The sequence below is a fragment of the Microbacterium sp. dk485 genome (assembly GCF_004570445.1).
Taxonomy (GTDB): Bacteria; Actinomycetota; Actinomycetes; order Actinomycetales; family Microbacteriaceae; genus Microbacterium; species Microbacterium wangchenii.
On the sequence record NZ_SPQW01000001.1, the window covers coordinates 200,793 to 227,368 of the forward strand.

A 26,576-nucleotide genomic window follows, 5' to 3' on the forward strand; every position below is an offset into this window, starting at 1 on the left:
AAGGAAACCCGCGATGGCCAAGCAGTCCATCTTCGGTCGCATCTCCACGCTCCTCCGGGCGAACATCAACTCGCTCCTCGACCAGGCCGAGGACCCGCAGAAGATGCTCGACCAGCTGGTGCGCGACTACACCAACTCGATCGCCGACGCAGAATCGGCGATCGCCGAGACCATCGGCAACCTGCGCCTGCTCGAGCGCGACCACCAGGAGGACGTGCAGGCGGCCGCCGAGTGGGGCAACAAGGCGCTGGCCGCCAGCCGCAAGGCCGACGAACTGCGCAGCTCCGGCAACGCCGGTGAGGCCGACAAGTTCGACAACCTCGCCAAGATCGCCCTCCAGCGTCAGATCTCCGCCGAGAGCGAGGCCAAGACGGCCGAACCGACCATCGCGTCCCAGACCGAGGTGGTCGACAAGCTCAAGGACGGCCTCAACGGCATGAAGGGCAAGCTCGAGCAGCTCAAGGGCAAGCGCAGCGAACTGCTCGCGCGCGCCAAGGTCGCCGAGGCGCAGAACAAGGTGCACGACGCGGTCCGCTCGATCGACGTCCTGGACCCCACGAGCGAGCTCGGCCGGTTCGAGGACAAGATCCGCCGCGAGGAGGCTCTCGCCGCGGGCAAGCAGGAGCTCGCCGCATCCAGCATCGATGCCCAGTTCAACAGCCTGGAGGACATCGGCGAGCTGACCGAGGTCGAGGCGCGGCTGGCCGCGCTGAAGGTGGGCGGCTCGGCCCAGCAGCGGCCGGCCATCGACGCCCCCAGCCCCGACACGGTCTGACCCGCGTCGCAGAGGGGGCCTTCGCTTCGGCGAGGGCCCCCTCTCGCGTGCGGTCGGCCCTCCGCGGCATCCGCGCGGCGAGGGGCCGGCGGGGTGGCAGGATGAACGCGTGACCCGGTTCGTGGTGGTACCGCAATGGCAAGGCAGTCCTTCGACGCGCGCGATGCTGCTGCGCGACGGAGCGGAGGCGATCGCGGGAGACCTGCCCCGCTCCGCGACCGTCGTGCTCGATGTGCCGCTGGAAGCCGGCGACGGGCAGGGCACCGGGATCCAGCGCCTCAGCGCCGTGCGTCGCACCTCCGAGCTGCTGGATGACGCGCTGTCGATGTCGTCCGACCGCGCCGTCGTCATCGGCGGAGACTGCAGCGTCACCGTCGCCGCGGCGGCGCGCTGGGCCGCCGACGACGTCGCGGTGGTGTGGATCGACGCGCACGCCGACCTCAACGATCCGGCGAGCTCGCCCTCGGGTTCGTCGGCGGGCATGGCACTGCGCGCGCTCCTGGGAGGCGTTCCCGACCTGCTCGGCACCGCCGCGGTGTCCCCCGAGCGCGTCGTGCTCGTGGGCGCGCGGGAACGCGACGACGCCGAGGATGCGTACCTGGCCGGCAACGGCATCCGTCACCTCACCGAGTCCGACCTGGCCGACCCCGCCGCGCTGGCCGACGCGGTCGCTGCCACCGGCGCCGCACGCGTGTACGTCCATCTCGACCTGGACGTGCTCGACCCGTCGGAGTTCCGCGGGTCGGCATGGGGCATCCCCTTCGGCATCCCCGTGGCCGACCTGGTCGCCGCGCTGCGCACCCTGGGTGAGCGGACGCCGATCGTCGGGGCCACCGTGGCGGGGTTCGCCCCGGCCGATCCCGCCGCCGCCGGCGAGGACCTGGGCGCGATCCTGCGCCTGGTGGGAGCCGTCGCGTGAGCCCCATCCCCGCTCCCCCGGCCGGATGGCGGGAGGACGCCGAGCGGGCCGTGGCCCGCAGCCGTCGCATCGAGGACCGGCTGCCGCGCGTGCTGCTGGACTCGCCGGTGAGCCGCCTCGGCTACCTGTACGGCACGGCCGTGGGCTGGGTGTGGGGGTCGTTGTGGAGCACGGGCCGCGTGGAGCGGCGCGAGGGCATGTGGATCTTCCGCGGGATGCCGCGATGGGCCTACCCCCGCGGCGGGGTGGCCATGGGCGGCTGCTTCCTCACCGGCGACGGCCGCGTGACGCCGTCGCTGCTCCGCCACGAAGCCGTGCACGCACGCCAGTGGCGGCGGTTCGGCTTCCTGATGCCGGTGCTCTACTGGATCTCCGGCCGCAATCCCCTGCGCAACCGGTTCGAGATCGAAGCGGGTCTGGCCGACGGCAACTACGTGCCGCGTGGGGCCTGAACGGCACCGCGGCCTCAGCGGGCGGTGGCGAGGCCGAAGCGCTCGGGCGTGTGGATCGAGTCCGCAGCCACGCCGCGACGCTCGGTGAGGTCGTCGACGATCTCGGCGGTGCCGAGGTAACCGCCCAGCAGGACCACGCGCGTGGCGTCACCCTCGGAACCGAGCATCTCGCCGGCCCACGCGGAGACCGCCCTGGCCACGGCCTGGCCGGGCGCGCACCCGCGGCCCGTGCCGGCCGCGCCGGTGCGACGGGAGCGGTCCAGCCACGTCACGGTCATGCGGGCGGGAGCGGCGACGCGGCCGATCCACGATTCGTCCGGGACCTCGATGAACACGCGACCGGTCGAGCACAGCGGCAACGTCGACAGGAGCGCCTCGAGCTCGGCGAGCGAAGACTCGTCGGCGGTCACCAGGTGCTGCACGCGCGTGTGACGCGACGCGCGGCAGGCGGTCGGATTGTGTTCGGGTGAAGCGGACATGGCACGGCCACTATACCCCCAAGCAAAGGGTTGCCTAACCTTTGTTCGCCTCCTCGCAGGCAACGCTCGGCCCGCTCCCCCTGTCCGGAGCGGATGATGCGTCAGGAGCGGACGATGAGGATGCGGCGGAGCTCCTCGAGCTCGTCGTCGCCCAGGCCGTGTGCGCGGAGGTAATCCGCGGGCGAGCCGAACACCGCATCCAGCCGCTCCAGCACCTCGCGCATGACCGGCGCCGGCGAACGCGTCGCCAGGTCCTCCAGATGCAGCGACTCCGGATGCAGCGCCCGCAGGCGCGCGACCACCGCGCGGTTGCGGGCCTCCGGCAGCAGCGCCTCCGTGCGGGCGTAGTCCGCCACGACCGCCTCGGGATCGACCCCGGCCGCCGCCAGGGTGAGGGCCACCGTGACACCCGTGCGATCCTTCCCGACGGTGCAGTGCACGAGCACCGGCTGGTCGTTCAGGATGCCGCGGACCACCTCGACGACCTTGTCGGCGGATCCGTCGATGAGGCTCGAGTACATCCCGGGGAGGTTGGCGTCCTCCTCGAAGAACGACATCACCGAGCCCAGGAACAACGGCACCCGCTGGGTGACGAGGTCGAGCCCCTCCACCATGCTCGGCGCCCACCGCACCTCGTCGTCGTCGCGGAGGTCGATGATGCGGCGCAGCCCCAGCCGGCGCAGCGACGCAGCACCCGCCTCATCCACGTGCGCGAGGTTGCCCGAGCGGTACAGCACGCCCGACCGGGTACGACCGTCGCCCGCCGGCAGACCTCCGACATCGCGGAAGTTGAGCGTTCCGGAGACGAGGGATTCGGTCACGGCTGCGACGCCTCGCGCGGGGGAACAGGGTAGCGCCCCGCGATCGCGACGCGGTTGAAGGCGTTGATCGACACGAGCAGCCAGCTCAGCGCCACGTACTCCTGCTCGCTGAGGATGCCGCCGACATGGTCGTACACCTCGTCGGGGATGCCCGCCTCGGAGATGAACGTGAACGACTCCGCCAGCTCCAGCGCCGCGCGCTCACGCTCGGAGAACACACCGGAGTCGCGCCACGCGGCGATCTGCGCGATGGTGTCGGCATCCATCCCCGCCGCCACGGCGCGATCGACATGGATGCGCACGCAGTACGAGCAGCCGTTCAGCTGCGACGCATGGATGAGGACGATCTCCTTCAGCCGCGGTCCGATGCCGGCCTCGGCCGCCAGCAGGCCCGCCGTCTTGGACAGACCGGCGAGCGCCTGGTACGCCTGCGGTGCCGATCGCGACAGGTGCACGCGCTCCTCTTCGCTCATCCCTCCAGGGTAATCGCCCCATCCGGCGGCGCGACGGGCACAATGGTGCCGAACCGCTTCCGGCCCGAAGGAGCCCCGTGACCGAATCCACCGACGTGTTCGACGAGTTCTCGTTCCTGCCCGAGCAGGCCGCCGACAACGGCATCCCCGGACCGCTCCCCGCCGTGCAGCGCCTGCATCTCACGCTCCCGGACGGCCGTACCCTCAGCGCGCTGCGGTACGGCCAGGAGCCGCCGCGCGTGACGCTGCTGCACGGCGCCGGGCTCAACGCGCACACGTGGGACACGACCGTCCTGGCGATGGGGCTGCCCGCCCTCGCGCTCGACCTGCCCGGCCACGGCGACTCGTCCTGGCGCGAGGACGCCGCCTACACCGGTCCCACCCTGGCCCCCGACGTCATGGCGGCCCTGGCGGAGTGGACGGACCGGCCGCAGCTCCTGGTGGGCCAGTCGCTGGGCGGGCTCACGGCCCCGGCCGTGGCAGCCGCCGTCCCGGAGAAGGTCGCGCACGTCGTGATCGTCGACATCACCCCCGGCGTCGACCCGAACGCCGGCCCCACCCAGATCCGTTCGTTCTTCGCCGGCCCCACCGACTGGGCGTCACGGGACGAACTCGTCGACCGGGCGCTGGCCTTCGGGCTGGGCGGCGGAGCACGGCGCACCGCCGAGCGCGGGGTGTATCTGAACTCGCGCGTGCGCCCCGACGGCCGCGTCGAGTGGAAGCACCACTTCGCCCACCTCGCCGCGGCGGCCGCGAACGGCGCGATCGAGGCCCCCGCGGGCAGCGACGGCGTCGCGACACTGCTGTCGGTGACCGGATGGGACGACCTCGCCGCCGTCCGTGCACCCGTGACCCTCGTGCGCGGCTCACACGGGTACGTGACCGCCGCCGACGCTGAGGAGTTCACCCGCCGTCTTCCGGCCGCGCGCGTGGTGACGGTGGCGGGCGGTCACAACCTGCAGGAGGACGCCCCCCTCGAGCTCGGCCGCCTGCTGCGGGAGCTGGCCGGAGAGGCCGCAGAGCCCGGGGAAGGATGAGGGCACCTCCGGCGTTGCCAGGTAACACGGCGACTCCCCGGCGACGGCCGCAATAGGCTGATGTCGCACCGAGCTGCCCCCGGCGTCATCCGACAGCATCGAAGATGACGCCGGCCCTGCGAAAGGAACCCTCCATGCCGCGCCGCACAGCCCTCGCCGCGACCACCCTGCTGATCGCCGGAACGCTGGCGCTCGCCTCGTGCTCGGGAGGCGGCAGCGCCCCCGCCACGTCCTCGACCGGCGAACCCGATCCCGGCGCCTCGCTCACCGTGGGGCTCGTGCTGGAACCGACGAACCTCGACATCCGCCGCACCAGCGGCGCGGCCCTCGAGCAGATCCTCATCGACAACGTCTACGAAGGCCTGGTCACCCGCACGCAGGGGAACGAGATCGTCGAGTCGCTCGCGAGCGCGCACGAGGTGTCCGAGGACGGCCTGACCTACACCTTCACGCTGACCGAGGGAGTGACCTTCCACGACGGCAGCGAGTTGACGGTCGACGATGTGGTGACCTCCCTCACCCAGGTGAAGGACGACCCCGAGATCGTCGGCAACGCCGAGTTCGCCGGCGTCGCCTCGATCACCGCAGCCGATGACAGCACGGTCGTCATCACGCTCGCCGAGCCCAACCAGAACTTCCTGTTCACCCTCACCGGGCCCGCGGGGCTGGTGTTCAAGACCGGCGACACCACCGACTTCCAGACCGCCGCCAACGGCACGGGGCCCTTCGCGCTCGAGCAGTGGAACCAGGGCGACAGCATCCAGCTCGTCCGCAACGACGCCTACTGGGGAGATCCGGCCGGGGTGGCCGAGGTCGTCCTGCAGTACATCCCCGACTTCACCGCCGGCGTCAACGCGGCCCTGGACGGATCGCTCGACGTGCTCACCGCCGTCCAGCCCGATCTCTCCGCCCAGCTGGATGAGGCCAGCGGGTTCACGCTCACGACGGGCCAGACCACCGACAAGGGCACACTCGCCTTCAACAACGCCGTCGCACCGCTCGATGACGTCCGCGTGCGGGAGGCGCTGCGGCTCGCGATCGACCACGAGGCTCTCGTCGAGGCGATCGGCGCCGGCCAGACGCAGTACGGGCCCATCCCCGAGCTCGATCCCGGCTACGAGGACCTCTCCGACGTCGCGCCGCACGACCCCGAGCGCGCCATGGAACTGCTGGAGGAGGCCGGCGCGGACGACCTCGAGCTGACGCTCACGATCCCCGCCTTCTACGGCACCACCGTGCCGCAGGTGCTGGTGTCCGACCTCGACGAGATCGGCGTGACCCTCGAGGTGGAATCGGTCGAGTTCGCCACGTGGCTGCAGGACGTCTACACCAACCACGACTACGAACTGAGCTTCGTGCTCCACGTGGAGCCGCGCGACTTCGGCAACTTCGCCGATCCCGCCTACTACTTCGGCTACGACAACCCGGAGGTCCAGGACCTGTACGCCCAGGCGCAGGCCGCCGTCGACCCCGCCGAATCGGCGGAGCTGCTCGCGCAGGCCGCGCGCATCGTGTCGGAGGATCACGCCGCCGACTGGCTGTACACCGGCGCGACGATCACGGCGGTCGGCGACGGGATCTCCGGATTCCCCGTCGACTCGGTCAACTCGCGGATCGACCTCGCCGGTGTGACGGTGTCTTCGGAGTGATCCGCTACGCGCTGACGAGACTGGCCCTGCTGGTCGTGGGGCTGCTCGTTGCCAGCGTGCTCATCTTCCTGTCGCTGCGGGTGCTCCCCGGCGACGTCGCCCTGCTGATCGCGGGCACCGATTCCACCCCCGCGCAGGTCGCGGCGATCCGCGAGCGGCTGGGCCTGGATGCACCGCTGCCCGCGCAGTACCTGGACTGGATGGGCGGGCTCGTGCGGGGCGATCTGGGATCGTCGCTGGTGAACGGCTCGTCCGTGGCCGGCGAGCTCGCCGACAAGGCCCGCATCACGGTTCCTCTCGGCATCCTCTCGCTGGGTATCGCCCTGGTGATCGCAGTGCCCTTCGGCGTACTCTCCGCCGTCCGGCGCCGGCGGCCCGACGGCACGGCCCTGAGCGTCGTGGCGCAGGCCCTTGCCGCCGTGCCGGCGGTGTGGGCGGGCATGATGCTGGTCGTGGTCTTCGCGGTGTGGCTCGGACTCCTCCCCGCGCAGGGCTTCCCGCGCGGCGGGTGGAGTGATCCAGGGGCGGCGCTGCGCGCGCTGATCCTGCCGGCGCTGACGATCGGCATCATCGAGGGCGCCATGCTGATGCGTTTCGTCCGCAGCGCGACGCTCCAGGCGATCGGGCAGGACTACGTGCGCACCGCGGCCGCCAAGGGGCTCACGCGTACGCAGGCCCTCGTGCGCCACGGCCTGCCCAACGTCGCGCTCTCGGTCGTGACGGTGCTGGGCCTGCAGGTGGCCGGGATCCTCGTGGGCGCCGTCGTCATCGAGCAGCTGTTCACCCTCCCCGGCATCGGGCGGATGCTGGTGGCGGACGTGGGCGCGCGCGACCTCCCCAAGGTGCAGGGAGAACTGTTCGTGCTGACCGGCTTCGTGCTGATCGTCGGCTTCCTCGTGGATCTGCTCCACCGCGCCCTCGACCCCCGGCAGCGGGAGACGGCGGCATGAGCGCGCACCGCGGACGCCTGGCGTGGCTGGGCCGGTTGTGGGGCCTGAGCACGGGGCGGTTCGGGCTGATCGTGGTGGCCGTCATCGTGCTCACCGCGATCGTGGCGGCGGTGTGGACGCCGTTCCCCCCGCAGCGGGTCGACCTCGGCGACCGCTGGGCTGCGCCGGGGTGGCCGCACGTGCTGGGCACCGACAACAACGGACGCGACATCCTGAGCCTCCTCATGGCTGGGGCCCGCACGACGATCTTCGTCGCCGTCGGCGCGGGGGTCATCGCCACGACGCTGGGGCTCGCCCTCGCCGCGCTCGGCGCCCTCACCCGCCGCTGGGTCCGCGAGAGCGTCGCCGTGCTCGTGGACATCCTCATCGCCTTCCCCGTCCTGATCATCGCGATGATGATCTCCGCCGTGTGGGGCGGCTCCCTGTGGGTCGTCGTGTGGGCGGTGGGCATCGGGTTCGGCGTCAACATCGCCCGCGTCACCCGGCCCGAGCTGCGCCGCGTCCTGCACAGCGACTTCGTGCTGGCCGGGCGGGCCAGCGGCCTGTCCCCCGCGCAGAACCTGTGGCGCCACCTCCTCCCCAACGTCGCGCCGGTGTTCATCGTGCAGCTGTCGTGGGGCATGGCCGTCGCAGTGCTGGCGGAGGCCGGCCTCTCCTACCTCGGGTTCGGCGCCCCCGTGACCCAGCCGTCGTGGGGTGTGCTGCTGGCCGATCTGCAGCGCTACATCACGCTGCATCCGCTGTCGGTGGTGTGGCCGGGCCTCACGATCACGCTCACGGTGCTGGGCCTGAACCTCCTCGGCGACGCCCTGCGCGAGGCGACCGACCCCACGCTGGCCGAACGCGCCCCCTCGGCCCGTCTGCACGTGCCGGAGGTGGTCGCATGAGCCTGCAGGTGCGTGACCTCGCGATCGAGATCGGCGGCGAGCGCGTCGTGGACGGCGTCTCCTTCGATGTCCCCGACGGTGCGCGACTGGGCCTGATCGGCGAGTCCGGCTCCGGCAAGTCGCTCACGGCGCTGGCGATCCTGGGCCTCCTCCCCGACGGGGCCCGCGCGAGCGGCAGCGTGCGCTGGGACGGGCAGGAGATCCTCGGCCTTCCCGACGGCGACCTCGCCCGCCTGCGCGGCAACGACATCGGCATCGTCTTCCAGGAGCCGGCCACCGCCCTGAACCCGATCCGCACGGTCGGGCGGCAGATCGCAGAGTCGCTGCGCATCCACGCCCGCGTCCCGCGCGCCGAAGCCCGCCGCCGCGCGGTCGCCGAGGCCGAGCGCGTCGCCCTCCCCGATCCCGGTGCGATCGTCGCGCGCTACCCGCACCAGCTCTCCGGCGGGCAGCGACAGCGGGTGGCCATCGCGATGGCGCTCGTGTGCGGTCCACGCCTGCTCATCGCCGATGAGCCCACCACGGCGCTGGATGTCACCATCCAGGCCGGCATCCTGCGTCTCCTCGGCTCGCTGGCGGAGGAGACGGGCATGTCGCTGGTCTTCATCACCCACGACCTCGCCGTGCTCAGCCAGATCGCCACCCACGCCGTCGTGCTCGAGCACGGCCGCGTGGTCGAGCAGGGCCCGCTCACGGTGCTGCTGACGGCGCCGGCGAGCCCCGTGACACGGGCGCTGCTGCGTGATGCCACCGCGACCCTGTGGCGCCCCGAGCCCGAGCACCCGGGAGGGCCGGCATGACCGACACGCTGCTGCGGGCCCGCGGGCTCACCCGCCGTCACCTCTCCCCGCGCCGCACGCTGTTCGCCCCGCGCGTGCAGACCACGGCGCTGGACGACGTGGATCTCGACGTCGACGCCGGGTCCGCGGTCGGCGTCATCGGCGAGTCGGGGTCGGGCAAATCCACCCTCATGCGGCTGCTGCTCGCTCTGGATGTCCCCACCGCGGGGAGCGTGGAGTTCGACGGCCGCCCCGTCGATGCCCGCATGAGCAGCCGCGCGCTGCACTGGCTGCGGCACGAGACCGGAATCGTGTTCCAGGACCCGTACGGGTCGCTGGACCCGCGCATGAGCATCGGGCGGATCGTGGGCGAGCCGCTGTGGGCCCTCGACGTCCCGGGCGATCGCCGGGCGCGCGTGCGCGAGGTGCTCGAGGAGGTCGGGCTGGATGCGTCGATGGCCGAGCGCTACCCGCAGGAGTTCTCCGGCGGGCAGCGCCAGCGCATCGCCATCGCCCGCGCGATCGTGCACCGTCCGCGCCTGCTCGTCGGCGACGAGCCGCTCTCGGCCCTGGATGTCACGGTGCGCGCGCAGATCCTGCGCCTGCTGGCCGACCTCCGCCGGCGCACGGGCCTGACGCTGCTGCTGGTGAGCCACGACATCGGGGTGGTGCAGAACCTGTGCGATCAGGTCGTCGTGATGAAGGACGGACGCATCGTCGAGGAAGGACCCACCGAGAAGGTGCTCCTCCAGCCCCAGGCCTCCTACACGAGGGCGCTGCTGGCCTCGATCCCGACCATCAGCCCCTGATCGGCCCGCAGGTCGGAAGCGGGTCGTACAGTCGTCGCATGATCCCCGCCATCGTCCCGCCGTTCCTCCTGGCCCGCATCGCCGGCACCGCCGACCCGCGCCTGGCCCGCGCGGCCGCGGCGGCCGCCCGCACGCTCTCGCTCCCCCGCCCTGCGCGCGGCGCGGCCCGCGAGCGACTGCGGCTGTCGATCGAGGAATCGGGCACGCTCGTCGCGGAGACTTCCCCCGCGCCGGACCGGGTCGTCTCCGATGCGCAGAACCGGGAGGAGCTCCCCGGTGTCCGCGTGCGGGGCGAGGAGGACCCGCCCAGCGGCGACGAGGCCGTCGACGAGGCGTTCGACGGCCTCGGGGCGACCTTCGACTTCTTGTGGGACGCGTTCGGACGCAACGGCATCGACGGGGCCGGGGGGTCGCTGGCGGCGACCGTGCACTACGGGGTGGAATACGACAACGCGTTCTGGAGCGGCGAGCGCATGGTCTTCGGCGACGGCGACGGAGAGGTGTTCACCGGCTTCACCGGGTCGCTGTCGATCATCGCGCATGAGCTGACTCACGGGCTGATCGACGCCGAGGGCGGCCTGGAGTACCAGGGGCAGTCGGGGGCGATCAACGAGTCGATCGCCGACGTGTTCGGGGTGCTCGCCGAGCAGCACGCCGCCGGCCACAGCGTTCAGGACGCCTCGTGGCTGGTGGGCGCGGGCATCTTCAGCGACGCGGTGCAGGGCGTCGCCCTGCGGTCGGTGAAAGATCCCGGCACGGCCTACGACGACGACGTGCTCGGACGCGACCCGCAACCGGGCCACCTCAGGGATTACGTCGAGACCGACGAGGACAACGGCGGCGTGCACATCAATTCCGGCATCCCCAACCGCGCCTTTTACCTCACCGCCGCGGCGCTGGGCGGGAAGGCGTGGGAGCGCGCCGGCCGCATCTGGTACCGCACCCTGACCGATGGGCTCAGCCCGACGATCGATTTCGCCGGGTTCGCGGCGGCCACGCTGGCGGCGGCGCGGGCGGAGTACGGTGAGGACTCGGAGGAGGTCGCCGCGGCCCGCGACGGATGGGTGGGCGTCGGCGTCATCGAGGATGGATCACCCGCAGTCTGAAGACTCGCATCGCGACGCCCGTCGCGTCGTCATCACGGTCACGCGCACCGGCGGCATCGCCGGCCGGCGGCGGCTGTGGCGCGCCGAGCCGCCCCCCGAGGACACCCCCCGGTGGGAGGAGCTGATCCGGCGATGCCCGTGGGACGAGGCCGGCTCGACCGGTGCGGGAGCGGACCGCTTCGTGTGGGCGATCCGCGCCGTGGACGGCCGGACACGGGAAGCGGAGCTGGCCGACGCCCGGCTGGAGGGGCCGTGGCGCGAGCTCGTGGACGCCGTACGCGCCGCCGCATCCTGACTCAGCCGGCCGCCGGGCGCTTGCGCCGCTTCGGGATGCTCTTCTGCAGGTAGACCACGCCCAGCCAGCGGTTGAACTTGAAGCCCACGCGGCCCATCCGGCCGACCTCGGTGAAGCCCTGCTTCTCGTGCAGCCGGATGGAGGCTTCGGCGCCCTTGTCGCTGATCGCCGCGACCACCTCGCGGATGCCGGCCTCCTCGCAGGCGTCCAGCAGCGCCTTCAGCAGCGCCGATCCGAGCCCCTTGCCGGCGGCGGCCTGTCCCAGGTAGATCGAGTCCTCGACGGTGTACCGGTAGGCCGATTTCGGCTTCCACGGCTGTACGAGCGCGTAGCCGAGGATCTGCCCGCTCGGGCTCTCGGCGACGAGGAAGGGCATGCCGAGCTTGGCCAGGTGGGCGAACTTCTCCCGCCACTGCGCCATCTTCCACGGCTTCTCGTCGAAGGTGACGACCGAATTGGTCACGTAGTAGTTGTAGATCTCGCGGATGTCCGCGATGTCGCGCTCCTCCGCGGGGCGGATCGTGAAGGCGAACGGCCGCTCCGGGGCGGGCGCGGGGCGCAGATGCCGCGGAAGACGCCGGCGGGTCTTGTCATACTCGTCCTCCAGCACGGCTGCCACTCTAGCGGGAGCCCGTCAGGCGGCGGGAAGACGCCAATCCACGGGGGCTGCGCCCTGCTCCTGCAGCAGCGCGTTCACCTGCGAGAACGGCCGGGAGCCGAAGAAGCCGCGCCGGGCCGACAGCGGCGACGGATGCGGCGACGCCACGATCGGAGTGTCCCCCAGCATCGGCCGCAGGCCGGCGGCATCCCGCCCCCACAGGATCGCCACGAGCGGCGCGTCGCGGGCCACCAGGGTGCGGATGGCGTGCTCGGTCACGGCCTCCCACCCCCAGCCGCGGTGCGAGGCGGGAGCGCCCGGTGCGACGGTGAGCACGCGATTCAGCAGCATGACGCCCTGGTCGCTCCAGGCCGAGAGGTCGCCGTGCGGCGCCGGGGGCACGCCCAGGTCGGCCTGCAGCTCGGCGTAGATGTTGGTGAGGCTGCGCGGCAGCGGGCGCACATGGGCGTCCACGGCGAAGGACAGCCCGATCGGATGCCCCGGCGTGGGGTAGGGATCCTGCCCGACCAGCAGGACCTTGACGTCTGCGAGCGGGCGCTGGAAGGCGCGCAGCACGTGCTCCCCCGCCGGGAGGTGACCGCGCCCGGCGGCCGTCTCGGCCCGCAGGCGGTCGCCCAGCGCCGCGATCCGCGGGGCGACCGGCTCCAGCGCCGCAGCCCAGCCCCGGTCGATCAGCCCGGCTTCGGCGAGCTCCGGCAGGGTCCGCGCCACGTCAGGCGACCGCGTCCTCGTCGAGCACCGACCCGCGCGCCGACCACGGGAAATCGATCCACAGCGCGGTGTCCTTCCACGAGTAGTCCGGCCGCACGATCGTGGTCGGCTTCGTGTAGATCACCACCGAGCGCATGTCGGCGCCGCGGTCGCGCAGCAGCTTCACGGCGAGCGCGAGGGTGCGGCCGCTGTCGGCGACGTCGTCCACGAGCAGCACGCGACGACCCTCGAGGTAGTCGATGTCCAGCGCCGGCGGAATCACCTCGGGCGCATCGAGCACCGTGCCGATGCCGGTGTAGAACTCCACGTTCAGCGCGCCGCAGTTCTTCACGCCCAACCCGTACGCGATCGCACCGGCCGGCAGCAGCCCGCCGCGGGCGATGGCCACCACGACCTCCGGCACGAACCCGTCCGCGAGGATGGCGCGGGCCAGCTCTCGCGAGGCCTTCCCGAACTGATCCCACGTCAGGGTCTCGCGCTCTCCCGTGCCTTCGCCCACGTGCCCTCCTCGGTGCCGGAGATCCCAGCCTACGGGCGCCGCGCGGCCCGGCTGCACCGCCGGTGTATCCTCGGCGCGTGACCCGAGCCGCCGCGCCGCTCCGCCCGGGCCTGGGCGTGACCGCCGGGCTCATCGGCTGGTTTCTCGTCGTCGAACTCGTCAGCGGCATCCTGCAGGGGTACTACGTGCCGCTGTTCAGCGACATCGTGATCGCCCTGGACATCCACGACTCCGACGTCAACTGGTTCGAGGCGGGGCAGCTGCTGCTCTCAGCCCTCGTCCTGCCGGTCCTGGCCAAGCTCGGCGACATGTTCGGTCACAAGAAGATCCTGCTCCTCGCGGCGGCGCTGACGGCGGGGGCCAGCTGGTGGCTGGTCTTCGCGGACACGTTCTGGACGTTCCTGCTGGCCTGGTCGCTGCAGGGCTTCTACGTCGTGTGGCTCCCGCTGGAGATCGCGCTGATCTTCGAGCGCGGCCGCCGGCAGGCCCACGGGGTCTCGCGCACCCGCCGCGCGGCCGGTCTGCTCGTGGTCGGGCTGCAGGCGGGGGCGATTCTGGGCGCCCTCGCCGCGGGGCGCCTGTTCGCCGCATCCGGGGAGCATCTGCAGCTGACCCTCATGATCCCCGCGATCGCGGTGACGCTGGTCACGGTGGTGATCTGGCTGGGCGTGCCCGAATCCGAGCCGGTGCCGGGCCGGCGGCTGGACATCGGCGGCTTCGTGATCCTCGCGTTCGCCCTGCTGCTGGTGACCGGAGGGCTCTCGTTCCTGCGCGTGCCCGATGGCCCGGGGGCGGGGGTGGTCGCCGCGCTCGTGGTCGCGGGCATCGCGGCGTTCGCGGTGTTCGTCTGGTACGAACTGCGCCAGCCCGACCCCGCGATCGACATCCGCGTGCTCGTCCAGCCGCAGATGTGGCCCGTGCAGGCCACCGCGTTCCTCGTGGGCATCAGCCTGCTCGGGGCACAGGGTCCGCTCACCACGTACGCCGGCACGGATTCCGCGCTCGGCTACGGCCTGGGGCTGGATGCCACGGACCGGTCCAACGTCATCGGGGTGTACCTGGTGTCCCTCATCGTCGGCGCGGTGCTGTTCGCCCTCACCTCCCGGCGGGCCAGCCCCCGGCTCATGCTCATCGGCGCGGCGCTCCTGGTCGGGATCGGCTACGCGCTGTTCCTGCCGTTCCACCTCGAGCTGTGGCAGGTGCTGCTGAACCTCTCGATCGCCGGCATCGGTTCAGGGGCGCTCGTGGGCGCGATGCCCGCCGCCGCCGCGGCGGCCGCCCCGCGCGGGCAGACGGGCATCTCCTCCGCCCTGACCAACACGACCAAGACGATCGGCGGCACGTTCGCCTCGGCGATCTTCGGGGTCGTCCTGGCCGGGTCTGCGGGCGCTGCGGTGGCCGCCACCGCCGCGCCCCTCTTCGGGTATCTCACGGTGTGGACGGTGTGCGCCGCGGGCGGGTTCCTCGCCGCGGTCCTGCTGATGTTCGTCCCGCGCGTGGCCTTCGCCGACCCCGACGCCGAGGCCGCCGTGGGGCAGGCGCAGCTCCTTTAACCGCGCATCACAGGCGCGGATGGAGGGGGCCGCGGGCCAGAAGATGCTGCGCCGATTGGGCGACCGGACGCATCGTCACGAGGTCGAGGTTCACGTGCCCGGGGGCGTTCAGGGCGTACGCGATCACATCGGCGACGTCGTCGGCGGTGAGCGGATTCTCCACTCCCTCGTAGATGCTGTCGGCCGCGTTGGTGTCTCCGCGCAGGCGGTTGACCGAGAACTCCTCGGTGAACACCATCCCCGGGGCGATCTGCGTCACGCGGATCGGCTCCCCGTTCAGCTCGAGGCGCAGAGCCCCGGCGAGCATGGCCTCCCCCGCCTTGGCGGCGTTGTACCCCGCGCCGCCGGCGTACGCCGCCTGCGCCGCGGTGGAGGTGACGAACAGCGTGTCGGCGTGACCGTCGGCGGCCGCCGCGCGACGCAGCAGCGGCAGGAGGGCGGCGACGAGCATCTGCGTCGAGACGACGTTGACCTCGAACATCCAGCGCCAGTCCTCCGGGCGGCCGTCCTCGACCGCGTCCACGCCGCGCGCACCGCCGGCCACGTGCACGAGCGCGTGCACGGGCCCGGACTCCTGGAGCCACTGCGCGAGGGCGTCGACGTCCTCGGCCCGCGTGAGGTCGGCGGCGAACCCGACGATGCCGATCTCCTCCTCGAGCGCCACGAGCCGCTCGGCGCGCCGGGCGACCCCGACGACGTCCCATCCCCGTTCCCGCAGGATGCGCGCCGTCGCCCGGCCGATTCCCGAGCTTGCTCCTGTGACCACCGCACGTCGTGTCATGCCGCCACGCTACCGCCCGGTGTTACGCAACATTTCCCTCCGGTTGTCGTCCCGGCGGCCCTTTCGTAGCCTCGCTCGTGGGGAGGGCACCTCGCTCTCACCCCCGAGACCGCAGGAGTACGAACATGTCCGCACCCGAGAACTGGCAGTTCGAGACCAAGCAGATCCACTCCGGCGCGCAGCCCGATCCGGTCACCAAGGCTCGTGCGACGCCCATCTACCAGACCACGTCGTACGTCTTCGACAACGCCGACCACGCCGCCAACCTGTTCGCGCTGGCCGAGTTCGGCAACATCTACACGCGCATCCAGAACCCCACTCAGGATGTCGTGGAGCAGCGCCTCGCGGCCCTGGAGGGCGGCACCGGCGCCCTGCTGGTGGCCAGCGGCCAGGCGGCGGAGACCTTCGCGGTGCTCAACATCGCCCAGGCCGGCGACCACATCGTCTCCTCGAGCTCCATCTACGGCGGCACGTACAACCTCTTCAAGTACACCCTCGCCAAGCTCGGCATCGAGGTCACGTTCGTGGAGAACCAGGACGACCCCGCCGAGTGGCGCGCGGCGGTGCGGCCCAACACCAAGCTCTTTTTCGCCGAGACCATCGGCAACCCGCAGATCAACGTCCTCGACATCCGCACCGTCGCCGACGTCGCCCACGAGTCCGGCGTGCCGCTGATCGTGGACAACACCATCGCCACCCCGTACCTCATCCGCCCGTTCGAGCACGGCGCCGACATCGTCATCCACTCCGCCACCAAGTTCCTCGGCGGGCACGGCACGGTCATCGGCGGCGCCATCGTCGACGGCGGGACCTTCGCGTGGTCGCAGAACGTGGAGAAGTTCCCGGGCCTCACCGAGCCCGACCCCTCCTACCACGGCGCGAGCTACACCACCGCCGTCGGTGATGGCCTGGCATACATCATCAAGGCGCGCGTGCAGCTGCTGCGCGACCTGGGCGCCGCCATCTCGCCCAACAGCGCGTGGCTGCTCATCCAGGGCATCGAGACGCTGTCGCTGCGCATCGAACGCCACGTGCAGAACGCGCAGGAGATCGCGGAGTGGCTCGAGGCGCAGGACGACGTCGCGTCGGTGAACTACTCGGGGCTGCCCACCTCGCCGTGGTACGCCGCTGCCAACCGTTACGCCCCCAAGGGCGTGGGCGCGGTGCTGTCCTTCGAGCTCAAGGGCGGCGTGGCGGCGGGGCGCGAGTTCGTCAACTCGCTCACCCTCTTCAGCCACCTCGCCAACATCGGCGACGTGCGCTCGCTGGTCATCCACCCCGCCTCCACGACGCACTCCCAGCTCACGCCCGAGCAGCAGCTCACCTCCGGCGTGACGCCGGGTCTCGTGCGCCTGTCGGTGGGCCTGGAGAACGTCGACGACCTCAAGGCAGACCTGGAGCAGGCCCTCGCCGCCGCGCGCCGGTCGGTGGAGGCCGCCCGCGCCTGACCCACGCGCCTCGGATGCCCCGGACCCGAGCGGTCCGGGGGCGTCCGGGCGCACGTGGAGCCCCGCCTACGATGGTGGAGTGGGGGTACGGCAGACGCATCGGCGCTTCCCCCGCGCGTACGACGACACCTTCCGCAGCCTCCTCTCCACGGCAGCCGCCCTCCTGCTGACCGCCGGCGGCGTGACGATCCTGGCGCTCACGGGAGCGGCGAACCCGACGGATCTGCTCGGCTCCGCGGCGCGCCTGCTGAGTGTGCTGTGCGTCTTCTGGACGCTGTTCGCCGTCATCTACCTGTCCTGGACCCACGTGCAGTTCGCGCGCTGCCCTCGCGGCGAGCTGCGCCGCATCGCCGATGTGCAGCACCACCGCCGGCCCTCGGGGGCCGAGCTCCTGCTCGGCTTCGGCAGCACCGGAACCGGAACCGTCAGCGCGGCACTCATCGCCCTCATCGGCGCGCTGGGCTCCGCGGTGATCGGCATCGGGCCGCACGACGTCGGACGCGTGGTCATCGTGCTGCTGACGGTCGCGTCCTCGTGGGCGACGATGGTCTACGCCTTCGCGCTGCGCTATCTGCGGCTGGATGCGGCGGGCGAGCGGATCAGCTTCGACATCGACGAGGCGCCGGGGTTCGAGGACTTCCTGTCGATGTCGGTGCTGGTCTCCTCCGTCGGCGCACTGTCGGCGGGGACCCCGCGCACGGGGACGGCGCTGCGGGCGGTGCGCGCCCACACGCTGTTCGCGTTCGTCTTCAACGCCTTTCTCGTGGCGATGACCGTGTCGCTCGTGGTGGGGCTCGTCACCGGCTGACGCGTAACAGTGACGGCGCGGCGCCGCCGCTCCGCGACAATGGGGACATGGACTGGCAGACCTCCGAGGACACGGTGCCCTCGGCACCCGTCACGGAGGCCGACGCGCGGCTCCTGCTCGGCCGCCCGCCCGCCACGGGAGCGTGGCGCGACGGCGATCCGGTCGGCGAGCGCCGGTTCGCCTCGTTCGGCGCGTTCCGCACCGAGGGCGGCGCCGAGCTGCCGGCGTATCGCATCGCGTACGAGACGTGGGGCGAGCTCTCGCCCGCGCGGGACAACGCGGTCCTGGTGCTGCACGCCCTCACCGGCGACAGCCACGTGCGCGGCCCGGCCGGCCCCGGCCACCCCACCGCCGGGTGGTGGGACGACCTCGTGGGACCGGGCGCCGCCATCGACACCGACCGCTGGTTCGTCGTCGCGCCGAACATGCTGGGCGGCTGCCAGGGGTCAACCGGGCCCGCGAGCATCGCACCGGACGGCTACGAGTGGGCATCCCGCTTCCCGTACCTGACGATCCGCGACCAGGTCGCCGCGCAGGCGCAGCTGGCCGATGCCCTCGGCATCCAGCGGTGGGCGGCGGTGGTGGGCGGGTCGATGGGCGGGATGCACGCGCTGGAGTGGGCCGTGGGGCTGCCCGACCGGGTCGCCCGCGCCGCAGTCCTGTCGGCCCCGCCGGTCAACACGGCCGACCAGATCGCGCTGAACTCCGTCCAGATGGAGGCGATCCGCATCGACCCGCGCTTCTCCGGCGGGGAGTTCTACGACGCCGGCGACGGAGACGGACCCCACCGTGGACTGGCCCTGGCCCGCCGCATGGCGCTGCTGAACTACCGGAGCCCGATGGAGCTGAACTCGCGCTTCCAGCGCACGTGGCAGTCGGGCGTGAGCCCGCTGGGCAGCGGAGGCCGGTTCGCCGTGGAGTCGTACCTGGATTTCCACGGCAACAAGTTCACCCGCCGTTTCGACGCCAACAGCTACATCACGCTGGTGGAGGCGATGAACTCCCATGACGTGGGGCGCGACCGGGGCGGCGTCGAGGACGCGCTGCGGCGCGTCACGGCCACGACGCTGGTGCTCGGCATCGACAGCGACCGGCTCTTCCCCATCGACGGGCAGCACCGCATCGCCCGCGGCATCCCGCACACCCTCGACGGCGAAGAGGCCGTCGTGCTCGCCAGCGACTTCGGCCACGACGGCTTCCTCATCGAGACCGCCGCCGTCGCCGGGTACCTGCGGCGGCTGCTGGAGGCCTGACTAGGCGCGCGTGGTGCGGGCGCGCTCGACGCGGAAGCTCATGACGGCGATCCCCGCACCCGCGACGCCGAGCGCCGCGCCCACCCACGCCGGCGCGCCGAACCCCCATCCCGCGGCGATCGTGAGGCCGCCGAGGAACGCGCCGAGGCTGTTGCCGATGTTCAACGCGGAATGATTCAGCGCCGCCGCGATCGACTGGTTGTCGCCGGCGACGTCCATCAGGCGGGTCTGGATGCTGGGGCTCAGGGCGGAGCCGGTGAAGGCGACCGCGAACGCGAAGAGGCCGAGGGTCACGATCCACGCCGCCGTGAGCGCGAGGAGGGCGGATGCCACGGCCAGGGCGAGCAGGCCCCACACGAGCGAGCGCCGGAGATCCAGATCCGCCAGGCGGCCGCCGATGAGGTTGCCCACCGTCATCCCCAGCCCCACGATCACCAGCACGATCGACACGCTCCACGCCGGCGAGCCGGCCAGGTCGGTGACCATGGGAGCGATGTAGCTGATCATCGCGAAGAACCCGCCGAATCCGATCGCGCCGGTGCCCAGGGCGAGCCACACCTGCCCGACCCGGAAGACGCGCAGCTCGTCGCGCAGACGCCGGCCGGGCTCCCCCGGGTGCGCGGGGACGGTGAGCGCGATCGCGAGGGTGGCCACCGCGAACACGCCGGCGACGGCGATGAACGCCGCGCGCCATCCCCACTGCTGGCCCATCAGCGTGCCCAGCGGCACGCCGACGACGTTGGCCACGGTGAGCCCGGAGAGGACGAAGGCGACGCCCTGGGCGCGTTTGCCGGGGCCCAGCAGGTCGGCGGCCACGAGCGCGCCGATGCCGAAGTACGCCCCGTGCGGGAGTCCGGCGAGGAAGCGGGATGCCGCGACGAGCTCGAAGGTCGGGGCGAGAACGGTGAGCGCGTTGAACACCGTCAGCGCGAGCGCGAGGACCACCATGACGCGGTGGCGGGGGAACCGGGCGACGGAGCCGGCGATCGTCGGCGCACCGACGACGACGCCCAGCGCGTACAGCGAGATGAGCCATCCGGCCTGCGCGATGGCGCTCTCCGGTGCGGCGCTCCACTGCGCGGGGAGCAGTTCGGCGGCGATGTCGGGCAGGAGGCCCATCAGCACGAACTCGGTCATGCCGATGCCGAAGCTGCCGATCGCGAGGGCGAGGAGCGCCCTCGCCGTCGCCCTCCTCGTCGTGGTCGAGGAGGTCACCGGTCGATTGTAGCCCCGGCGCGAGCGGGTGTCAGTCGCTGTCGCGAATCGATTCGAGCGCGGTCTCGAGGCGCTCGATCTTCCCGTCGATCTCCCCCGAGTGCCCGGGGCGGATGTCGGCCTTGAGCACGAGCGACACGCGCGAACCGAAGGGCAGCACGGCATCGGTCGCGCGCCGGACGACGTCGAAGACCTCGTCCCACTCCCCCTCGATCTCGGTGAACATCGAGGCGGTGCGGTTCGGCAGGCCCGAGTCGCGGACGACCTGCACGGCGGCGGCGACGGCGTCGTGCACCGAGCCGTCGGCGGACCCGGTTCCGGAAGGGGCGACGGAGAAGGCGACGAGCATGCTCAGACGCTATCGCGCCACCGGACCACGGCGCGAGGCCTCCCGCCGACGGGCACCCGGACCACGCGCACGCACATCCACGCGAACAGCGCCGTGACGAGCACGTTGCGCAGCGTCAGCACGAGAACCGCCGTCACCTCGGCCGTCAGCAGCCGGTCGTACAGCACGGGGTACACCAGCTGCGTGAGCCCGCACAGCAACAGCACGACGGCCGCCGGCCCCGCCCACCGGGCGCGATCGAGCACGACCGCGACCAGGAGCGGCGGCAGCAGCCACGTCATGTACTGCGGCGAGCCGACCTTGTTGGTCACGATGAAGGCCAGGACCAGTGCGAGCGCCAGTGGCGGGAAGAGGGCGGCGAAGGATGCTCCGCGCCAGGCCTGCACGGCCCCCGCCGCCGCGACGGCGGCCACCACGACGACCAGGACCGGCGTCATCGCCGCCGCCACGGCGGCCGAGCCTGCGCCGACGACTTCGAAGGTGATGATGTCGGCGGCGAAGAAGATCGCAGCGCCGGGCACCCCGAGAGCCGCCTGCCACACGTACGGCGTGCTCACCGGCGCCTCCAGCTGCAGTCCACGCACGGCCTGGTCGCCCACGAACCCGAACACCGTCGCACCGCCGCCGGCCAGCACCACCACCGCGATCGTGGCCAGCGACACGGCCACGGCCGCCGCGACCACCGCCGCGCGGCGACGCACCGCGAGCACCGCCGCCGCCAGGAGCGCGGCCGGCCACACCTTGATCCACATGCCCACCGCCAGGAGCGCACCGCCCAGCCACGGGCGTCCGACCAGCCACAGGCAACCGGCCAGGGTGAGCGGCACCGTGACCGCGTCCAGGCGGAAGAGCCCCACCGGCCCGAGCAGCAGGATCGCCGCCAGCCACAGCCACGCCGCCGTGCGCCGGCCGCGCGAGCGGCCACCGCCCACCAGCATCCCGAAGCCCAGCGCGTTGGCTGCGGTGGCCAGCAGCCCCCAGCCGATCGTGTAGCCGCCCAGCAGCGAGAACCCCCACGCCAGCACCATGGGCACCAGCGCGATCTGCGGGTACACCCACGGCTCGTCGATGCCCACGATGCCCGCACCGATGAGCGCCTGGCGGGACCACGGCTCGTACACGTTGTACACGTCGCCCATCGGCTGGCTGGGCAGCAGGTGACCGGTCACGATCACTCCCGCGTGCACCAGGACGAAGGAGATCCACAGCGGCACGCGTCGGGACACGCTCACATCCTAGGCCGCCGCCTCGACGCGGCTCCGCCGCGACCTGAGGCGGGCGGGTTCATCCGCCGGCGAGGACGCCGGCCACCACGCGCGGCACGGCCGCGGCGACCTCCATCGCCGTGATCGGCCCGCCCCGCGCGCCCAGGGCGCCGGCGGCCGCGGCGCCTGCCTCGGCGTGCAGCCACGCACCGGTGGCCCCGAGCGGGCCCAGGTCGTCCGCATCCGCGGCCCCTGCGACGACGGCGCCCACGATGCCGGCGAGCACATCACCCGTGCCGGCGGTCGCCAGCCACGGGGTCGCCACGCCGATCCGCCGGACCCAGCCTCGCGGGGTCGCGACGATCGTCGTCGCCCCCTTCAGCAGCACCGTCACCCCGAGGTGTGCGGCGGTCTCCACGGCCGCAGCCTCGCGCGCGTCGTCGTCCGCGTCGACCCCGGCCGGCGGCAGACCCGTCTGCACGCGCAGCCGGTCGTGCTCGCGGCCGTGCGGGGTGATGATGCGCGGGGCCGATCCGACCGGCGCCAGATCCAGCGCCCCGGCATCCACGACGACCGGCTCCGCCGCCGCCAGGACGCGCCGCAGGGCCGTGTCCTCCTCGGGAGTGCGGTGGGCGGCATCCGTCCCCGAGCCGATCACCCAGGCCTGCACGCGCCCCGCTGCGGCGACCGTCTCGGGGCGCCGGGCGAGCACGAGCGAGGTGGGCACCTCGGGCCCGAGGTATCGCACCATCCCCACCCCGGTGCGCCACGCCGCCTCCACCCCCAGCACGGCCGCACCCGGGTACGCCTGCGATCCGGTGCGCAACCCCACCACACCCCGGGAATACTTGTCATCGGATCTCGTCGGCAGCCGCAGGATGCGGCGCACGTCGTCGGCCGTCCACTCCGCTGCGCCCATGCGCGCCACCCTAACGCGAGGAACACCGCGATGCCCCACCTATTCTCCCCCCTCACCGTGCGCGACACCACCGCCCGCAACCGACTGTGGGTCTCCCCCATGTGCCAGTACTCCGCCGGTGCCGACGGCGTCCCGGTCGCCTGGCACCACGTGCACCTGGCGCAGTTCGCCTCCGGCGGAGCAGGCCTGGTCATGACCGAGGCGACCGCCGTGTCACCGGAGGGCCGTATCTCGCCGGAGGACACCGGGATCTGGAACGACGCCCAGGCTGCGGCGTGGCGTCCGATCGTCGACGACATCCGCTCGCGCGGCGCCGTGGCGGCCATCCAGCTCGCTCACGCCGGACGCAAGGCGTCGACATGGTCGCCGCTCACGCGCGAGCGCGGCACGGTGCCGCCCGAGCAGGGCGGCTGGGCCACCGTCGCGCCGTCCGCGATCGCCTTCGAGGGCTACGCCGCTCCGGCCGCACTGGACGAGGCCGGCATCGAGAAGGTCGTCACCGACTTCGCCGCCGCCGCGCGCCGCGCTCTCGCGGCCGGGTTCGAGGTGCTCGAGGTGCACGCCGCGCATGGGTACCTGCTGCACGAATTCCTCTCGCCGCTGTCGAACACGCGCACCGACGCCTACGGCGGATCGCAGGAGAACCGCATCCGGCTGCTGACACGCGTCGTGGCCGCCGTCCGCGAGGCCGCGCCCTCGGCCGCGCTGTTCGTCCGCCTCTCCGCGACTGACTGGGCCGAGGGCGGCTGGGACCTCGCCGGGACGGTCGCCGCGGCGATCGCCTCCCGCGAGGCCGGCGCCGACCTCATCGACGTCTCCAGCGGCGGCCTCGTCGCGCATCAGCGCATTTCCACGGGCCCCGGCTACCAGGCCGGGTTCGCCGCGCACGTGCGCGCGGAGGCGGCGATGCCGGTGAGCGCGGTGGGGATGATCGACGCCCCCGTCCTCGCCGAAGAGCTCGTCGCCCGCGGCGACGCGGACGCGGTGATGTCGGGACGGGAGTGGCTGCGCGACCCGCACTACGGCCTGCGCGCCGCGCACGAGCTCGGTGCCGACGTCGCGTGGCCGCCGCAGTACGAACGCGCCCGGCGCCGGTGAGGCGCCCCGACCGCCCGGCACCCCTCGGGGAGTCCGGGCGGTCGGAACTGCTCAGCGACGGCGCGCCGTGGCGTCCTGAACCTCGCCGATGAGCTCCTCGATGATGTCCTCGAGGAACAGCACCGCGGTGGTCTCCCCTGCCTCATCGCGCACCTGCGCGAGGTGGCGGCCGGCACGGCGCATGAGCGCCAGGGCGTCCTCCAGGTCGGTGGTCTCCAGGACCGGCACCATGTGGTGGATGCGCTTGGCCGCGATCGGCCGCGACTGACCGTCGCCGTTCTCCGCGGCCCGCAGCACGTCCTTCAGGTGCACGTAGCCGATCGGCGACCCCGCGGCATCCACGATCACGTAGCGCGAGTAGCCGTGCTTGGCGACGGCGCGCTCGATCTGGGTCGGCGTGGTCGCCTCGGGCAGGGTGACCAGCTCGCTCAGCGGCACGGCCACGTCGCGGGCCTTCTTGTCGGTGAACTCCACCACTGCCGCGACCGTGCCGGCGGCGTCATCCAGCACGCCCTCCCGGCGCGACTGGCTCACGATCGTCGCGACCTCCTCGAGCGTGAACGTCGAGGCGGCTTCGTCCTTCGGCTCGACCCGGAACAGGCGCACGGCGTGATTGGCCGTCCAGTTCAGCGCCACGATGATCGGGTAGAACGCCTTGGACACCCACACCAGCGGGGTCGCCAGGAACAGCACCGCCCGATCCGGCAGCGAGAACGCGAGATTCTTGGGCACCATCTCGCCGATCACGACGTGCAGGTACGACACCAGCAGCAGGGCGATCACGAAGGCGATGACATCCACCATCGCCTCGTTCAGGCCCGTCAGACCCAGCGGCGCGGCGAGGAGGTGGTGGATGGCGGGCTCGGAGACGTTCAGGATCAGCAGCGAGCAGATCGTGATGCCCAGTTGGCACGTCGCGAGCATGAGCGTCGCGTGCTCCATCGCGTACAGCGCCACCTTCGCGGCCCGCGATCCGCGCTCGGCGCGCGGCTCGATCTGCGAGCGGCGCGCGGAGATGACGGCGAACTCGGCGCCGACGAAGAAGGCGTTGGCCAGCAGCAGCACCACGAGCCAGGCGATCCCTGCCCAATCGCTCATCGCTGGTCACCCCCCTTGGCCGCGCGGACCAGTTCGTCCACGTCGTCGTCCTGGGGCGTCGCGGTGAACCGCACGCGGTCGACGCGCCGCCCGTCCATCCGCTGCACCGTGAGCACGCCGTCCTCGGTGGGGACCTCGTCGCCGACGGCGGGGATGCGCTCGAGCACGCTCATGATGTAGCCGCCCACGGTGTCGTAGACGTCTCCCTCGGGCACCTTGACGCCGGCGCGGTCCAGCGCCTCGTCGGGGCGCAGATCGCCGGGGAAGCTCACGGATCCGGCCACCCGCACGACCCCCGCACGGGAGCGGTCGTGTTCGTCGAGCACCTCGCCGACGATCTCCTCCACGAGGTCTTCGAGCGTCACCACGCCGGCGGTGCCGCCGTACTCGTCCACGACGATCGCCATCTGATACCCCCGGGCACGCAGTTCGGCGACGAGGGCGTCCAGGTGCACGGTCTCGGGGACGCGCAGCGGCTCGGTCGCGATCGCGGCGGCCGGCACATCCGCCCGGCGCGTCCGTGGCACGGCGACGGCGGCCTTCAGGTGCACGATGCCGACGATGTCATCCATCGACTCCTGGTATACGGGGAAGCGGCTGTGACCCGTGCGCATGGCCAGCTGCACGACGTCTTCGACGGTGTCGTCGGCGGCGAGCGCGTGCACGGTGGGCCGCGGGGTCATGACGTCGGCGGCGCTCAGCCGGGAGAAGGTGAGGCTCCGATCCAGCAGGGATGCGGTGTCCTTCTCCAGCACGCCGGCACTGGCCGAGCGGCGCACGAGGCTGGACAGCTCCTCCGCCGTGCGGGCGCCGGAGAGCTCCTCCTTCGGCTCGACGCCGAACGAGCGGAGGATCCCGTTGGCGCTGCCGTTGAGCACGGCCACGGCGGGGCGGAAGACGGTGGTGAAGGCGACCTGGAAGGGCATCACGAGCTTCGCCGTCTGCCGCGGGATGGCGAGGGCGAAGTTCTTCGGCACCAGTTCGCCGAGGATCATCGAGAGCACCGTCGCGAACGCCACGCCGATGAACGTCGCGAGAGGCGCGACGACCCCCTCGGGCCATCCCCACGCCGTGAACACCGGGCGCAGCAGGTTGGAGATCGCCGGCTCCATCGTGTAGCCGGTGAGGAGCGTGGTCAGCGTGATGCCCAGCTGCGCGCTGGAGAGGTGCGTCGAGGTGATGCGCAGTGCGCTGATGGTGAGGGCCAGGCGGGATTCGCCCGCGGCCTGGCGCGCCTCGAGGTCGGCGCGATCGAGATTGACCAGGGCGAATTCACTGGCGACGAACAGTCCGGTTCCGACTGTGAGCAGCAGCCCCACGCCCAACATGACGTAATCCATCACGCATCACCCCCGTTTCTCCGGGAGGTGGGTCGGTGGGGCGAGCGTCTACAAGAGGGAGGGTCGTCCATCGTGCCGAAAAGTCTACGGCAGCGCGCCCCTCCCGCGCCGCGCGACTTCTCCCCTCCCCGCGCCCCGCCTCCCCTGCGCACCACGTCCGCGCCACTTCGGTGCATCCGCGCCGTTTCCATGTGGCGCGGATGCACGGAACAGGCGCGCTCGTGGGAAAGCGCCGAAATGCGCCCCTCC

Annotated in this window: 29 protein-coding genes; 16 read left to right on the top strand and 13 right to left on the bottom strand. The window is 72.3% G+C overall.

The features are described 5' to 3' along the window. Window positions 1-13: 13 nt before the first annotated feature. The 3 genes from E4V99_RS01005 (at window position 14) to E4V99_RS01015 (ending at window position 2,146) form a co-directional block, all read left to right on the top strand. Entirely contained in the window at window positions 14-775 is a 762-nt protein-coding gene (locus E4V99_RS01005; RefSeq protein WP_135116073.1) for a PspA/IM30 family protein, read from the top strand. A gap of 109 nt (window positions 776-884) precedes the next feature. Further along, window positions 885-1,694 (top strand): arginase family protein, encoded by an 810-nt coding sequence (locus E4V99_RS01010; protein WP_135116075.1) that lies wholly within the window; start codon window positions 885-887, stop codon window positions 1,692-1,694. Then, complete coding sequence (locus tag E4V99_RS01015; protein ID WP_187270388.1) at window positions 1,691-2,146, top strand: Fe-S oxidoreductase; 456 nt, start codon at window positions 1,691-1,693, stop codon at window positions 2,144-2,146. The genes E4V99_RS01010 and E4V99_RS01015 overlap by 4 nt, the downstream gene beginning before the upstream one ends. A gap of 14 nt (window positions 2,147-2,160) precedes the next feature. On the opposite strand, the gene E4V99_RS01020 is transcribed toward E4V99_RS01015, so the two are convergent. The 3 genes from E4V99_RS01020 to E4V99_RS01030 all read right to left on the bottom strand — a co-directional run bounded on the left by E4V99_RS01020 (window position 2,161) and on the right by E4V99_RS01030 (window position 3,919). Then, on the bottom strand, window positions 2,161-2,625 hold the full coding sequence (locus E4V99_RS01020) for an SIP domain-containing protein (protein ID WP_135116077.1): 465 nt from the start codon (window positions 2,623-2,625) through the stop codon (window positions 2,161-2,163). A 101-nt stretch (window positions 2,626-2,726) separates the two neighbouring features. Further along, the gene (locus E4V99_RS01025) at window positions 2,727-3,446 is read right to left on the bottom strand and encodes a tyrosine-protein phosphatase (RefSeq protein WP_135116078.1); all 720 of its coding nucleotides are present in this window, start codon (window positions 3,444-3,446) and stop codon (window positions 2,727-2,729) included. Continuing rightward, on the bottom strand, window positions 3,443-3,919 hold the full coding sequence (locus E4V99_RS01030; protein ID WP_135064525.1) for a carboxymuconolactone decarboxylase family protein: 477 nt from the start codon (window positions 3,917-3,919) through the stop codon (window positions 3,443-3,445). The genes E4V99_RS01025 and E4V99_RS01030 overlap by 4 nt, the downstream gene beginning before the upstream one ends. A gap of 77 nt (window positions 3,920-3,996) precedes the next feature. Here E4V99_RS01030 and E4V99_RS01035 point away from each other — a divergent pair, with 77 nt between their 5' ends. The 8 genes from E4V99_RS01035 to E4V99_RS01070 all read left to right on the top strand — a co-directional run bounded on the left by E4V99_RS01035 (window position 3,997) and on the right by E4V99_RS01070 (window position 11,431). Further along, complete coding sequence (locus E4V99_RS01035) at window positions 3,997-4,956, top strand: alpha/beta hydrolase (RefSeq protein ID WP_135116080.1); 960 nt, start codon at window positions 3,997-3,999, stop codon at window positions 4,954-4,956. A gap of 134 nt (window positions 4,957-5,090) precedes the next feature. After that, complete coding sequence (locus tag E4V99_RS01040) at window positions 5,091-6,605, top strand: ABC transporter substrate-binding protein (RefSeq protein ID WP_135064519.1); 1,515 nt, start codon at window positions 5,091-5,093, stop codon at window positions 6,603-6,605. After that, window positions 6,602-7,555, top strand: a complete 954-nt coding sequence (locus tag E4V99_RS01045; RefSeq protein ID WP_135064516.1) for an ABC transporter permease — start codon at window positions 6,602-6,604, stop codon at window positions 7,553-7,555. The genes E4V99_RS01040 and E4V99_RS01045 overlap by 4 nt, the downstream gene beginning before the upstream one ends. Beyond that, window positions 7,552-8,442: an ABC transporter permease gene (locus E4V99_RS01050; protein WP_135064513.1), complete on the top strand. Its 891-nt coding sequence runs from the start codon at window positions 7,552-7,554 to the stop codon at window positions 8,440-8,442. The genes E4V99_RS01045 and E4V99_RS01050 overlap by 4 nt, the downstream gene beginning before the upstream one ends. After that, window positions 8,439-9,242 carry an ABC transporter ATP-binding protein gene (locus tag E4V99_RS01055; protein ID WP_135116082.1) on the top strand — a complete coding sequence of 268 codons (804 nt, stop codon included), beginning with the start codon at window positions 8,439-8,441 and terminating at the stop codon, window positions 9,240-9,242. Before E4V99_RS01050 ends, E4V99_RS01055 begins: the two co-directional genes overlap by 4 nt. Next, window positions 9,239-10,030 carry an ATP-binding cassette domain-containing protein gene (locus tag E4V99_RS01060; protein ID WP_135116084.1) on the top strand — a complete coding sequence of 264 codons (792 nt, stop codon included), beginning with the start codon at window positions 9,239-9,241 and terminating at the stop codon, window positions 10,028-10,030. Before E4V99_RS01055 ends, E4V99_RS01060 begins: the two co-directional genes overlap by 4 nt. A gap of 38 nt (window positions 10,031-10,068) precedes the next feature. Beyond that, on the top strand, window positions 10,069-11,136 hold the full coding sequence (locus E4V99_RS01065) for a M4 family metallopeptidase (RefSeq protein WP_209305571.1): 1,068 nt from the start codon (window positions 10,069-10,071) through the stop codon (window positions 11,134-11,136). Continuing rightward, window positions 11,117-11,431: a protealysin inhibitor emfourin gene (locus tag E4V99_RS01070; protein WP_135116086.1), complete on the top strand. Its 315-nt coding sequence runs from the start codon at window positions 11,117-11,119 to the stop codon at window positions 11,429-11,431. Before E4V99_RS01065 ends, E4V99_RS01070 begins: the two co-directional genes overlap by 20 nt. Window position 11,432: 1 nt before the next feature. Here E4V99_RS01070 and E4V99_RS01075 read toward each other — a convergent pair whose 3' ends face one another. The 3 genes from E4V99_RS01075 to E4V99_RS01085 are packed head-to-tail and all read right to left on the bottom strand — an operon-like array spanning window position 11,433 to window position 13,260. After that, entirely contained in the window at window positions 11,433-12,041 is a 609-nt protein-coding gene (locus tag E4V99_RS01075) for a GNAT family N-acetyltransferase (protein ID WP_135064501.1), read from the bottom strand. Window positions 12,042-12,065: 24 nt separating this feature from the next. After that, on the bottom strand, window positions 12,066-12,761 hold the full coding sequence (locus E4V99_RS01080) for a uracil-DNA glycosylase (RefSeq protein WP_135116088.1): 696 nt from the start codon (window positions 12,759-12,761) through the stop codon (window positions 12,066-12,068). Between the two features lies 1 nt (window position 12,762). Beyond that, entirely contained in the window at window positions 12,763-13,260 is a 498-nt protein-coding gene (locus E4V99_RS01085) for a phosphoribosyltransferase (protein WP_135064495.1), read from the bottom strand. A gap of 77 nt (window positions 13,261-13,337) precedes the next feature. On the opposite strand from E4V99_RS01085, the gene E4V99_RS01090 reads away from it, so the two are divergent. Next, a complete protein-coding gene (locus tag E4V99_RS01090) occupies window positions 13,338-14,813 on the top strand; it encodes an MFS transporter (RefSeq protein ID WP_167747742.1) in 1,476 nt (491 codons plus the stop codon). A 7-nt stretch (window positions 14,814-14,820) separates the two neighbouring features. Here the strand turns inward: E4V99_RS01090 and E4V99_RS01095 are convergent, their stop codons facing one another. Beyond that, complete coding sequence (locus E4V99_RS01095) at window positions 14,821-15,594, bottom strand: SDR family oxidoreductase (protein WP_187270390.1); 774 nt, start codon at window positions 15,592-15,594, stop codon at window positions 14,821-14,823. Window positions 15,595-15,719: 125 nt separating this feature from the next. Between E4V99_RS01095 and E4V99_RS01100 the strand changes: the two genes are divergently transcribed. The 3 genes from E4V99_RS01100 to E4V99_RS01110 all read left to right on the top strand — a co-directional run bounded on the left by E4V99_RS01100 (window position 15,720) and on the right by E4V99_RS01110 (window position 19,103). Then, window positions 15,720-17,042, top strand: a complete 1,323-nt coding sequence (locus E4V99_RS01100; RefSeq protein ID WP_135064492.1) for a bifunctional o-acetylhomoserine/o-acetylserine sulfhydrylase — start codon at window positions 15,720-15,722, stop codon at window positions 17,040-17,042. Between the two features lie 79 nt (window positions 17,043-17,121). After that, entirely contained in the window at window positions 17,122-17,850 is a 729-nt protein-coding gene (locus E4V99_RS01105; protein WP_135064489.1) for a DUF1345 domain-containing protein, read from the top strand. Between the two features lie 47 nt (window positions 17,851-17,897). Then, complete coding sequence (locus tag E4V99_RS01110; RefSeq protein WP_135116090.1) at window positions 17,898-19,103, top strand: homoserine O-acetyltransferase; 1,206 nt, start codon at window positions 17,898-17,900, stop codon at window positions 19,101-19,103. On the opposite strand, the gene E4V99_RS01115 is transcribed toward E4V99_RS01110, so the two are convergent. Genes E4V99_RS01115 through E4V99_RS01130 form a run of 4 tightly spaced genes read right to left on the bottom strand, consistent with a single transcriptional unit; the run spans window position 19,104 to window position 22,791 of the window. Then, a complete protein-coding gene (locus E4V99_RS01115; RefSeq protein WP_135116092.1) occupies window positions 19,104-20,318 on the bottom strand; it encodes an MFS transporter in 1,215 nt (404 codons plus the stop codon). It abuts the gene before it with no gap. A gap of 31 nt (window positions 20,319-20,349) precedes the next feature. Continuing rightward, window positions 20,350-20,667 carry a thiamine-binding protein gene (locus E4V99_RS01120; protein WP_135116094.1) on the bottom strand — a complete coding sequence of 106 codons (318 nt, stop codon included), beginning with the start codon at window positions 20,665-20,667 and terminating at the stop codon, window positions 20,350-20,352. Window positions 20,668-20,669: 2 nt separating this feature from the next. After that, window positions 20,670-21,893: a glycosyltransferase 87 family protein gene (locus E4V99_RS01125; protein ID WP_135116096.1), complete on the bottom strand. Its 1,224-nt coding sequence runs from the start codon at window positions 21,891-21,893 to the stop codon at window positions 20,670-20,672. A gap of 58 nt (window positions 21,894-21,951) precedes the next feature. Further along, a complete protein-coding gene (locus E4V99_RS01130; protein WP_135116098.1) occupies window positions 21,952-22,791 on the bottom strand; it encodes an ADP/ATP-dependent (S)-NAD(P)H-hydrate dehydratase in 840 nt (279 codons plus the stop codon). Between the two features lie 30 nt (window positions 22,792-22,821). On the opposite strand from E4V99_RS01130, the gene E4V99_RS01135 reads away from it, so the two are divergent. Beyond that, window positions 22,822-23,889, top strand: coding sequence for an NADH:flavin oxidoreductase/NADH oxidase (locus E4V99_RS01135; RefSeq protein WP_135116100.1), 1,068 nt, complete (start codon window positions 22,822-22,824; stop codon window positions 23,887-23,889). A 51-nt stretch (window positions 23,890-23,940) separates the two neighbouring features. Here E4V99_RS01135 and E4V99_RS01140 read toward each other — a convergent pair whose 3' ends face one another. Then, a complete protein-coding gene (locus tag E4V99_RS01140; RefSeq protein ID WP_135116102.1) occupies window positions 23,941-24,987 on the bottom strand; it encodes a hemolysin family protein in 1,047 nt (348 codons plus the stop codon). Then, the gene (locus E4V99_RS01145) at window positions 24,984-26,327 is read right to left on the bottom strand and encodes a hemolysin family protein (RefSeq protein ID WP_135116104.1); all 1,344 of its coding nucleotides are present in this window, start codon (window positions 26,325-26,327) and stop codon (window positions 24,984-24,986) included. The genes E4V99_RS01140 and E4V99_RS01145 overlap by 4 nt, the downstream gene beginning before the upstream one ends. Between the last annotated feature and the right edge of the window lie 249 nt (window positions 26,328-26,576).

Bases quoted from the DNA above. Each gene is read 5' to 3' on its own strand.
- E4V99_RS01100 (WP_135064492.1), top strand. From the start codon at position 15,720: ATGTCCGCACCCGAGAACTGGCAGTTCGAGACCAAGCAGATCCACTCC.
- E4V99_RS01040 (WP_135064519.1), top strand. From the start codon at position 5,091: ATGCCGCGCCGCACAGCCCTCGCCGCGACCACCCTGCTGATCGCCGGA.
- E4V99_RS01070 (WP_135116086.1), top strand. From the start codon at position 11,117: ATGGATCACCCGCAGTCTGAAGACTCGCATCGCGACGCCCGTCGCGTC.
- E4V99_RS01135 (WP_135116100.1), top strand. From the start codon at position 22,822: ATGCCCCACCTATTCTCCCCCCTCACCGTGCGCGACACCACCGCCCGC.
- E4V99_RS01095 (WP_187270390.1), bottom strand. From the start codon at position 15,594: ATGACACGACGTGCGGTGGTCACAGGAGCAAGCTCGGGAATCGGCCGG.
- E4V99_RS01145 (WP_135116104.1), bottom strand. From the start codon at position 26,327: ATGGATTACGTCATGTTGGGCGTGGGGCTGCTGCTCACAGTCGGAACC.
- E4V99_RS01005 (WP_135116073.1), top strand. From the start codon at position 14: ATGGCCAAGCAGTCCATCTTCGGTCGCATCTCCACGCTCCTCCGGGCG.
- E4V99_RS01130 (WP_135116098.1), bottom strand. From the start codon at position 22,791: ATGGGCGCAGCGGAGTGGACGGCCGACGACGTGCGCCGCATCCTGCGG.
- E4V99_RS01020 (WP_135116077.1), bottom strand. From the start codon at position 2,625: ATGTCCGCTTCACCCGAACACAATCCGACCGCCTGCCGCGCGTCGCGT.
- E4V99_RS01030 (WP_135064525.1), bottom strand. From the start codon at position 3,919: ATGAGCGAAGAGGAGCGCGTGCACCTGTCGCGATCGGCACCGCAGGCG.
- E4V99_RS01065 (WP_209305571.1), top strand. From the start codon at position 10,069: ATGATCCCCGCCATCGTCCCGCCGTTCCTCCTGGCCCGCATCGCCGGC.
- E4V99_RS01110 (WP_135116090.1), top strand. From the start codon at position 17,898: ATGGACTGGCAGACCTCCGAGGACACGGTGCCCTCGGCACCCGTCACG.
- E4V99_RS01120 (WP_135116094.1), bottom strand. From the start codon at position 20,667: ATGCTCGTCGCCTTCTCCGTCGCCCCTTCCGGAACCGGGTCCGCCGAC.
- E4V99_RS01140 (WP_135116102.1), bottom strand. From the start codon at position 24,987: ATGAGCGATTGGGCAGGGATCGCCTGGCTCGTGGTGCTGCTGCTGGCC.
- E4V99_RS01055 (WP_135116082.1), top strand. From the start codon at position 8,439: ATGAGCCTGCAGGTGCGTGACCTCGCGATCGAGATCGGCGGCGAGCGC.
- E4V99_RS01050 (WP_135064513.1), top strand. From the start codon at position 7,552: ATGAGCGCGCACCGCGGACGCCTGGCGTGGCTGGGCCGGTTGTGGGGC.
- E4V99_RS01060 (WP_135116084.1), top strand. From the start codon at position 9,239: ATGACCGACACGCTGCTGCGGGCCCGCGGGCTCACCCGCCGTCACCTC.